Raw genomic sequence first — 9533 nt, 5'->3', positions numbered from 1 at the left:
ACAGAGATGGGACTGCAGCCACTCCCGCACCTCACTCCGGAACGCCTCGCCCTCAACACCGAACCCGAAGTCCACGGTTCCCTCCTCACGCAGGCCGAGCGAAATGAAAGGGGCGCGGGGCCGTGTCATTCATGCGGCTCCGCCGCGATGGGGGTCCCCCCTGTTCGAGCGAAGCCGAGAACTTGGGGGAGCGACCAGCCACGTCAAACCCGCACACGCCCGTACGACGAACCCCGCCACCCCTCAGGCGTTGGGCCGAGCCCCCTCGGACGCCGCCCGGGCCATCTCCTCCAGCCGCGCGAGCATCGGCATCGGATCCACCCCCACACTCCCCGGCAGCACCTCGGCGATCCGCTCCGGCGTCCAGGAGCCCTCCGCGAAAGCCGAACGCAGTTCCCGCGGCTGCGCCCACACCGCGATCTTCGGTCCCGCGACCGTGTACACCTGCCCGGTGATCCGCTCCTCCCGAGCCCGGTCGCTCAGGAGGTAGACCACCAGTGCGGCGACGTCCTCCGGTTCGCCGATCTCCGAAAGCTCCATCGGCACGTTCGCGGACATGCGCGTACGCGCGACCGGCGCCACCGCGTTCGCCGTCACCCCGTACTTGTGCAGCCCAAGCGCCGCACTCCGTACGAGCGAGATGATCCCGCCCTTGGCCGCGCTGTAGTTGGCCTGGGCAACCGAACCCTGGTGGTTGCCACTGGTGAAGCCGATGAGGGTGCCGGACTTCTGCCTGCGCATCAGGGCCGACGCGGCGCGGAACACCGTGAAGGTGCCCTTGAGATGGGTGGCGACGACGGGGTCCCACTCCTCCTCGGACATGTTGAAGAGCATCCGCTCGCGCAGGATCCCCGCCACGCACACCACACCGTCCACCCGGCCGTACGCCTCGACCGCCGTGTCCACGACGCGCTGTCCGCCCGCCATCGTCGACACGTCGTCGGCCACGGCGACCGCCTCTCCGCCGGCCGCCACGATCTCCTTGACCACGGCCTCGGCCACCTCGCTCGTCGGCTCCGAGCCCTCGATGGACACCCCGTAGTCGTTGACGACGACCCGCGCTCCCTCGGCCGCCGCCGCGAGGGCCACGGCCCGTCCGATCCCGCGTCCGGCACCCGTCACGGCGACGACCTTGCCTGCCAAGAAGTTCCCCACGCCGGGCCCCTTCCCGTCGTTTCTGACGGACCGTTAGATTTGATGGAAGCGATTCTACGACCCGTCAGATACCTGGAGACAAGACCCCGGTCAGGACCACGACAAGACTCGTCCGGGAGCACGGGGAAAGGGCGGGCGCCAGCTGGGAGGGCCCATGTCGCTGCCGGACGAGTTCCACCGGATCGCCAAGCGCGTGAACAACTGGGGCCGTTGGGGGGCCGACGACGAGATAGGGACGCTCAACCTGATCACCGACGACGTCGTACGGGACGCCATCGCCTGCGTACGAACCGGGCGGCGTGTGCCGCTCGCGCTCCCCCTCCGGCAGGACGGCGTCCAGACCGGCATGATCCCCGGGCGGGTCAATCCCCTGCACGTCATGGTGCAGATCAACCAGGAGATCTTCGGCCCCGGCACGGTCGCGTGCAGCGACGACGCCGTGACCATGGGACTGCAGGCCGCCACCCACTGGGACGCCCTCACCCATGTCTCCCACTCGGGACGGATCTACAACGGCCGCCCGGCGGACACCATCACCCCCCACGGCGGTGCGGAGTTCAGCGGGATCGACAAGGTACGGCACCTCGTGTCGCGCGGGGTGCTGCTCGACATCCCACGCGCCCTCGGCCTGGAGCGGCTGGCCGGCGACCACGCGGTCACACCGGAAGACCTGGAGGCGGCCGAGGAGTTGGCGGGCACACGGGTGCGCAGGGGGGACATCGTCCTCGTACGCACCGGGCAGATACGGGCCTGTCTCGACGGTGACACGCACGCGTACGCGTACCCGTCACCCGGCCTCTCGATCCGCACGCCCGAATGGTTCCACGCACGGGATGTGGCGGCCGTCGCCAACGACACGCTCACCTTCGAGGTCTTCCCGCCGGAGATCGAGAACCTGTGGCTGCCCGTGCACGCCCTCGACCTCGTCGAGATGGGGATGCTCCAGGGCCAGAACTGGAATCTCGAAGAGTTGTCCACAGCCTGTGGACAAGAAGGCCGCTACAGCTTCCTGCTGTCGGCGACGCCCGAGCCGTTCGTGGGCGCCACGGGAACACCGGTGGCACCGGTGGCCGTCCTGTGAGTCCTCGGCGCCGGCGGTCGTCCCGCGAGCCCGCGACGCCCTCCGCCGTCCCGAGAGCCCGCACGGCCGCACCCCGCCTCGCACGGCGCCGCCGAACCACCCCGCCCTGATCCTCCGGTTGGCGGCGCGCCGACGCTCGCCCCGAGCACGGCATCGCGCGCCGCCATCCGGCTCCGGCGCATCCGCCCTGCCCCCCGGACAGCCCCCGCCTGGCGGGTCGTCCGGCCCTGTGGGAGCCGACGCCGGATCACGACCCACGCTCGTCGAGGGCTCCCGTCACCGAAGTCCTCGTCGTCCCCTCGCGGCGAATCGCTGGACACAAGCGTGATCAAACGGACACGACACGTCAACACCTGTTCGAGTATTTGCCCGTTAAGGACGGTTTCACGGCGGCGCGTACGGGAGCACATCCGGGCGCACCCATCCCGGTCCGCCGGAGGCGCCATCCACGCGCGTACACCCCGCGCGCAGGCGTGTGCGGCGCGAACACCCCGGCCATCACACGCGCCGGGTATCGAGCAGCCCGCCCGTCCAACACCCTGGCCGTGAGCTCACCCTGGCCGTCAGCTCGCCCCGGCCGTCAGCTCGCCCCGACCGTCACGCTTCGACGAGGCCGGAGCCCCTACACCGCCTCGTACGCGAATCCCTCGCACGCCACGGCACTCGAGACGGAAGCCGAGACAGGAGCACTGACCGCACTCGGGCGGGCCTCGGGCACGCACCGGTCCAGTTCGCACCAGATGCGCTTGCCGACGCCCTCGGGGATCCAGCCCCAGCGGTCGGCGAGCCCCTCGACGAGGGCCAGGCCGCGCCCGTTCGTCTCCTCGCTCTCCGCGCACCGGGGCACGGGGGGACGGGCGCTGGAGTCGGCCACCTCCAGACGGACCGTGCCCGCCGAACCGTCACACGCCCCGGACAGCAGCAGCCGCAGCACGGCCGGGCAACCGGTGTGCACCACGGCATTGGTGACCAGTTCGGACACGAGCAGGATCAGCACCTCGGACAGTGGCTCGTCGGCCTCTATCCCCGACCCGGCGAGCCGCGAACGGGCCCATCGCCGGGCGCGCCCCACCTCCGCGGGGTCGGGCCGGATCTCCAGCTGCACTTGAAGCACCTGCACCGCTCACACCATCCGAACCGGCGGACACATCGCCCCGCGCCTCGACAAGGCCACGATCGTGGTCATCTTCCGCCCGGCCACCGACTGCGGGGCCGGGACAGGGATCACCGACCGTGATCCCCTTACACGAAAGCATGGTTGACGTACAGTCACCCCGCCAAGCGCTTCGGGCATATTCCAGCGCGAAGGAGTACGCGTGCGGCATACTGTGCGACGCTCGTCGCGGGGAGTCGAACAGACGGGGCCGAACCCCCGTTCACCTGTGCGAGCGGCATGCGTCGCCGGATCCGGGGCCGCCGCCTCGTGGGCAACTCCGGGATGGCTCGACCTCGAAACCACTCGCATCTCACACAAGGTACCGGAGTGGACGTCCGACGACAGGGCGTGACAAGTCACGCGTAGGACACGACCCGGTATCAACGCTCGGTAATTCCGGTATGCCACGATCCGTAACACCCGTCGCGTCAGCCCCACGAGCCCCCTGGTCAGGCCGCCATCGCCTCCCGATCAGCCAACAAGTCGCCCGCGAGCGTTTCCTCACTTTCCGTCACATCGCCGCTACGGCACGACCGAACCCAGGCCCGCTTCAGGTGCAGATGCACGTCGGACTCCCAGGTGAAGCCCATACCGCCGTGCACCTGGAGGCAGTCACGGGCTCCACGGACGGCGGCCTCGTCGGCGAGCAGCCGGGCCGCCGCGATGTCCCGCGGATCGGCGGTGACGGCCGCCGCGTACACCGCCGCACGCGCGGTCTCGACCCGCACCAGCATGTCCGCGCACAGATGCTTGACCGCCTGGAAGGCCCCTATGGGCTGTCCGAACTGCTCTCGCGCCCGGGCGTGTTGCACGGCCAGCTCGCAGGTGCGGGAGGCCGAACCGAGCTGCTCGGCGGCGGTCAGCAGAACGGCCACGGGGTCGGTCGAAGAGCCACCCCCACCGTGATCCGGCACCCGGTGCAGCGGCGTCAGCGGGTCCACCGACCGCAGCGGTTCGGCCCCGGACGCGTCCCCCCGTACGACGTCCGCCTCGTCCAGCCACTCCACGAGCCCGCCCTGAACGGCGGTCACCACGGTCTCGCCCGTCGCGGCGCCCGGCACCCGTGAGCAGGCCGCGAGATGCGTGGCCACCACAGGGCCCGGCAGCAGTACCCGGCCGGCCTCCTCGAAGGCCAGCACCGCCTCGGGCAGCCCGAGTCCCACGCCGCCCTCCGCCTCGGGCAGCCGCAGCGCGAAGAGCCCGGCCTCGCCCAACTCGCGCCACAGGGCGCGATCCAGTCCCGGGGAGTCCACCGCGGCCCGCAGCGCCTCCCGCCCGAAACGCCCTTCGAACAGCTCGCGCACCCCGCCGCGCAGGGCTCGCTGGTCATCGGTGAGTTGGAAGTGCACGACGGGTCACCGTCCCTTCGGCAGGCCCAGGATGCGCTCGGCCACGATGTTGCGCTGGATCTGCGAGGTCCCGGCCGCGATGGTGTACGACAGGGACGACAGCCGCTCGGGCACCCATGACCGGCCGAGGTCGAGCGCCTCGACGCCCAGCACGTCGGCGGCCGCGTCGTACAGCTCCTGCCGCGCGTGCGAGTAGCGGAGCTTGAAGACCGACCCGCCCACCCCCGGAACCCCGCTCTTCCGCTCGGCCTCGCCGACGTTCCACTGCGTCAGCCGCCACAGCGCGCGGAACTCGGCGTTCAGACGGCCCAGCCTGCGTCTGAGCACGGGATCGTCCCAGCGGCCGTTCTTCCGGGCCTCGCGGGCCAGCTCGCCCAACACGCGTCGGCACGCGACCACTTCGCCCACGAACGCCGTGCCCCGCTCGAACGACAGCGTCACCATGGTCACCCGCCAGCCGTCGTTCTCCTCCCCGACCCGGTGGGACACCGGCACCCGCACCTCGTCGAGGAAGACCTCCGCGAACTCCGCCGACCCGGCGAGGGTAGTCAGCGGCCGTACGGTGATCCCGGGCGCGTCCATGGGCATCGCGAGCCAGGTGATCCCTCTGTGCCTGGGCGCCTGCGGATCCGTACGGACCAGCAGCTCGCACCAGTCGGCGACTTCCGCGTGGGAGGTCCAGATCTTGGACCCGCTCACGACGTACGCGTCGCCGTCCCTCCGCGCGCGCGTGCGCAGCGCCGCGAGGTCCGAGCCCGCGTCCGGCTCGCTGAAGCCCTGGCACCAGACCTCCTTGCCGCGCAGGATGGGCGGCAGCCAGCGCGCCCGCTGCTCCGGCGTCCCCTCGGCGGCGATCGTGGGCCCCGCGTGCAGCAGCCCGACGAAGTTGGCTCCGACGTAGGGCGCACCCGCCCGTTCCGTCTCCTCCAGGAAGATCAGGTGCTGGGTGGGCGTGGCCCCCTGTCCCCCGGCATCGGCCGGCCAGTGCAGTCCCGCGTATCCGGCGTCGTACAGCGTCCGCTGCCAGCCGAGGTCGTAGGCCCGGCGCGCCGGCCAGTCGGCGGGGGACGGCTTCGGCGGCAGCGCGGGCAGCACCTTCGCCAGCCACTCCCGCAGGCGCGCCCGGAAGTCCTCCTCCTCGGGCGTGTACGTGAGGTCCATGGCGTGTCCGATACGTCCGGCGCGGCTACTTGTCGAAGGCCAGGTCCAGCATGCGGATGGCGTTGCCGCGCATCAGCTTGTAGACGGTCTCGTCGTCGAGGCCCTTCACATGGTCGAGGGCGACCTCCCTGGTGTGCGGGAAGGTCGAGTCCACATGCGGGTAGTCGGTCTCGAAGGTCGCGTTGTCCCGTCCGACCACGTCCAGCGACGCGACCCCGTGCTTGTCGCGGAAGAAACAGCAGAAGATCTGCCGGTAGTAGTACGTCGACGGCGGCTCGGGGATCCTGTCCCGGACCCCGCCCCAGGCGCGGTGCTCCTCCCACACGTCGTCGGCGCGCTCCAGGGCGTACGGGATCCAGCCCATCTGGCCCTCGGAGTAGGCGAGCTTGAGGCGCGGGAACTTGACCAGCACCCCGCTGAAGAGGAAGTCCATCATCGAGGCCATCGCGTTGTTGAAGGAGAGCGAGGCCTGGACGGCGGGGGGCGCGTCCGGGGAGGCGGCCGGCATCTGCGAGCTGCTCCCGATGTGCATGTTCACGACCGTCCCGGTCTCCTGGCAGACCGCGAAGAACGGGTCCCAGTAGCCGGAGTGGATGGAGGGCAGGCCCAGATGGGTGGGGATCTCCGAGAAGGTCACGGCCTTCACCCCGCGGGCCGCGTTGCGCCGGATCTCGGCGACCGCGAGGTCGATGTCCCACAGCGGGATGATGCACAGCGGGATCAGCCGGCCGCCGCTGTCGCCGCACCACTCCTCGACCATCCAGTCGTTGTAGGCGCGCACACAGGCCAGCGCGACCTCCTTGTCGTGCGCCTCGGCGAACGTCTGTCCGCAGAAGCGCGGGAAGGTCGGGAAGCAGAGCGACGCCTCGACGTGGTTGAGGTCCATGTCCCTGAGCCGCTCGACGGGGTCCCAGCACCCGCGTCGCATCTCCTCCCGGGTGATGCCCTCCAGCGTCATCTCGTCGCGGTCGAAGCCGACGGCGGCGATGTTGCGCTTGTACGGGAACTTCAGGTCCTCGTAGATCCACCAGTCGGTGGGCGGGCCGTCCGGGTCCATCGTGATCTGGTACTTGCCGCCCACGTAGGCGAGCTCGCCGATCCCCGCGGTGAGCGGCTTCGGCCCGCGGTCCTGGTACTTCCCGGGCAGCCAGGTCTCGAAGAGGTGCGCGGGTTCGATCACGTGGTCGTCGACGCTGATGATGCGGGGCAGTTCCGTCATGAGTCCCCTCCGCCTGATGTACACACCCAGGATTTCTGATGGCCCGTCAGATCTGGCTCCACGGGAAGGCTATCCCCGGACCCCTGGACCGACAAGGCGCAGCGCCCTACGCTTCGGCCACCATCTGACTGACCGTCAGCTATCAGGGGGCCGAACGTGAACGACACCGCACACTCTCTGGGCGCCTCCCGCACCTTCTGGGAGCTGGTCTCCCGCCGCGCCGATCTCACCCCCGACCGGCCCGTCCTCCTCCAGGACGACCGCACCCTGAGCTTCGGCGAGCTGCGCGAGCGGGCCGAGCGGGTGGCGGCCGGGCTGTACGACACGGGGGTGCGCCCCGGCACGGTGGTCGCCTGGCAGCTGCCCACGCGGATCGAGACCGTGCTGCTGTCCCTCGCGCTGGCCCGTCTGGGCGCCGTGCAGTCACCGGTCATCCCCTTCTACCGGGACCGCGAGGTCGGCTTCGCGCTGCGGGAGTCCAGGGCCGAGTACGTCGCCGTGCCCGGCGAGTGGCGGGGCTTCGATCACACCGAGATGGTTCGGCGGCTGGGCGCGAAGGGGATCTTCGAGGCGTACGACCGTCTGGCGGACGGCGACCCGTCCGTACTCCCCGCACCGCCCTCCGACGGCACCTCGGTCCGCTGGATCTACTGGACCTCGGGCACCACGTCCGACCCCAAGGGCGTGCTCCACACGGACCGCTCACTGATCGCGGGCGGCTCGTGCCTGGCCCACGCGCTCCACCTCACAGCGTCCGACGTGGGCTCGATCGCCTTCCCGTACGCCCATATAGGCGGCCCCGACTACCTGGTGATGCTGCTGCTGTACGGCTTCCCGGCGGTGCTGTTCGAGCACTTCGCACTGCCGGCCGCGCTGGAGGGGTACCGCAGGCACGGGGTGACGGTGGCCGGCGGGTCCACGGCCTTCTACTCGATGTTCCTCGCCGAGCAGCGCAAGCAGCCCGGCACCCCGGTCGTTCCGGCCCTGCGGCTGCTGGCGGGCGGCGGGGCACCGAAACCGCCCGAGCTGTACCACTCCGTCGTACGGGAGATGGGCGTCCAGCTCACGCATGGATACGGCATGACCGAGGTGCCGATGATCACGATGGGGGCACCGGACGACTCGGCGGAGAACCTGGCGACGACCGAGGGGCGCCCACCGGAGGGGATGGAGATACGGATCGTCGACCGGGCGGGGGCCGCCGTGCCGTACGGCGTCGACGGGGAGGTACGGCTGCGCGGGGAAGCCGTGTGCCAGGGGTATCTGGACCCGGGGCAGACGGCGGAGGCGTTCGACGAGGACGGGTTCCTGAGAACCGGCGACCTCGGGCACCTCACCGCGAGCGGCCACCTGGTGCTGACCGGCCGCCTGAAGGACGTGATCATCCGCAAGGGCGAGAACATCTCCGCCAGGGAGATCGAGGACCTGCTGCACCGGCACCCGGCGGTCGGGGACGTCGCCGTGATCGGCCTGCCCGACGCGGAGCGCGGCGAACGGGTCTGCGCGGTGGTGGAGCAGCCACCGGGCGCCGAGCGCCCGACCCTGGCCACGCTGACCTCGTACCTGCGCGCGGAAGGGCTGTCCGTGCACAAGCTGCCGGAGCAGCTGGAGGTGGTGGACGCCCTTCCGCGCAACGAGACCCTGCGGAAGGTGCTCAAGTACAAGCTGAGGGAGCGCTTCTCGGGGACTACTCCGGCACCGTGAAGTAGCGCGCGAACGCCGTCACGACCTCCGTCTCGCCCACCTTGCCGTCGGCGTCGGCGTCGAGGGTGGCGGCGGCCGCGGTGGCGGCCTCCTCGGGCACGCCGAGGGCCTTGAGGACACGGGCGGTCTCCTCGACCGTGGCCGAGCCGTCCCCGTCGGAGTCCGCGACGGCGAGAGCCGCGTGCAGGAAGGGGCGGGCGATCTCGGCGAACCGGTCGGGGTTGTCGCGCAGGCGCTTGACCGCGCCGTTCACAAACTCGTCCCGGGTGATGCGCTGGTCGCCGTCCCGGTCCGCGATCCCGGCCATGCCCTGCCAGAAGGCCTCCGCGCCGCCGTAGAGGGCCTGGCCCTTGTCCGACCGGGGCGTGGTGGCGAACTCGGCGAGGACCGCCTTGGCCGCGGCGCTGAAGTCCGCCCGGTCGATATAGCCGTTGCCGTCCTGGTCGAAGCCGGCGAACCGGGCGGCGATCCTGCGCTCGTTCTCGGTGCTGACCATGTCTTTCGGGCCCGCCTTACCTCATCACGTGGGGTGCGTCTCGCAGGAGCGTACGACGTCAGGAGCCATGCCGGAGCGGGAAAACGACCCTTGTGCCAAGACCGGTGGAATTTTGCGACAACAGCGTGGCTCCTGTGTCAGTTGCCGCACGGGCTGTGCGCAGTTCGTAGCGGCACGTGGTGGTCCGGTGTGGTCCGTGGAGGGGGGACGGC

General features: G+C 70.7%; 8 protein-coding genes. 2 read left to right on the top strand and 6 right to left on the bottom strand.

What is annotated here, in order from left to right:
- Positions 1-243: 243 nt before the first annotated feature.
- Positions 244-1155, bottom strand: a complete 912-nt coding sequence (locus tag FNH04_RS34515) for an SDR family NAD(P)-dependent oxidoreductase (protein ID WP_322724698.1) — start codon at positions 1153-1155, stop codon at positions 244-246.
- Between the two features lie 154 nt (positions 1156-1309).
- Here FNH04_RS34515 and FNH04_RS34510 point away from each other — a divergent pair, with 154 nt between their 5' ends.
- Positions 1310-2236 (top strand): cyclase family protein, encoded by a 927-nt coding sequence (locus FNH04_RS34510; protein ID WP_152789789.1) that lies wholly within the window; start codon positions 1310-1312, stop codon positions 2234-2236.
- Between the two features lie 622 nt (positions 2237-2858).
- On the opposite strand, the gene FNH04_RS34505 is transcribed toward FNH04_RS34510, so the two are convergent.
- From FNH04_RS34505 to FNH04_RS34485, 4 genes are all read right to left on the bottom strand, one after another.
- On the bottom strand, positions 2859-3356 hold the full coding sequence (locus FNH04_RS34505; protein WP_322724696.1) for an ATP-binding protein: 498 nt from the start codon (positions 3354-3356) through the stop codon (positions 2859-2861).
- 485 nt (positions 3357-3841) lie between these two features.
- Positions 3842-4741 carry an acyl-CoA dehydrogenase family protein gene (locus tag FNH04_RS34495; RefSeq protein WP_322724695.1) on the bottom strand — a complete coding sequence of 300 codons (900 nt, stop codon included), beginning with the start codon at positions 4739-4741 and terminating at the stop codon, positions 3842-3844.
- 6 nt (positions 4742-4747) lie between these two features.
- A complete protein-coding gene (locus tag FNH04_RS34490; RefSeq protein WP_152789788.1) occupies positions 4748-5902 on the bottom strand; it encodes an acyl-CoA dehydrogenase in 1155 nt (384 codons plus the stop codon).
- 25 nt (positions 5903-5927) lie between these two features.
- Positions 5928-7121 carry an amidohydrolase family protein gene (locus tag FNH04_RS34485; protein WP_152789787.1) on the bottom strand — a complete coding sequence of 398 codons (1194 nt, stop codon included), beginning with the start codon at positions 7119-7121 and terminating at the stop codon, positions 5928-5930.
- A gap of 156 nt (positions 7122-7277) precedes the next feature.
- On the opposite strand from FNH04_RS34485, the gene FNH04_RS34480 reads away from it, so the two are divergent.
- The gene (locus tag FNH04_RS34480; RefSeq protein ID WP_322724694.1) at positions 7278-8825 is read left to right on the top strand and encodes a class I adenylate-forming enzyme family protein; all 1548 of its coding nucleotides are present in this window, start codon (positions 7278-7280) and stop codon (positions 8823-8825) included.
- On the opposite strand, the gene FNH04_RS34475 is transcribed toward FNH04_RS34480, so the two are convergent.
- Complete coding sequence (locus tag FNH04_RS34475) at positions 8809-9321, bottom strand: EF-hand domain-containing protein (RefSeq protein ID WP_152789786.1); 513 nt, start codon at positions 9319-9321, stop codon at positions 8809-8811. The two genes, FNH04_RS34480 and FNH04_RS34475, sit on opposite strands and share 17 nt — an antisense overlap.
- Positions 9322-9533 lie beyond the last annotated feature (212 nt).

The sequence above is a fragment of the Streptomyces phyllanthi genome (assembly GCF_009377205.1).
Classification (GTDB): Bacteria; Actinomycetota; Actinomycetes; order Streptomycetales; family Streptomycetaceae; genus Streptomyces; species Streptomyces phyllanthi.
The sequence above is the reverse complement of the archived record's forward strand: the minus strand, read 5'-3'. Positions and strand labels throughout refer to the sequence as shown.

Excerpts from the sequence above, each read along its gene's own strand:
- FNH04_RS34485 (WP_152789787.1), bottom strand. The coding sequence starts at position 7,121 with ATGACGGAACTGCCCCGCATCATCAGCGTCGACGACCACGTGATCGAA.
- FNH04_RS34490 (WP_152789788.1), bottom strand. The coding sequence starts at position 5,902 with ATGGACCTCACGTACACGCCCGAGGAGGAGGACTTCCGGGCGCGCCTG.
- FNH04_RS34475 (WP_152789786.1), bottom strand. The coding sequence starts at position 9,321 with ATGGTCAGCACCGAGAACGAGCGCAGGATCGCCGCCCGGTTCGCCGGC.
- FNH04_RS34510 (WP_152789789.1), top strand. The coding sequence starts at position 1,310 with ATGTCGCTGCCGGACGAGTTCCACCGGATCGCCAAGCGCGTGAACAAC.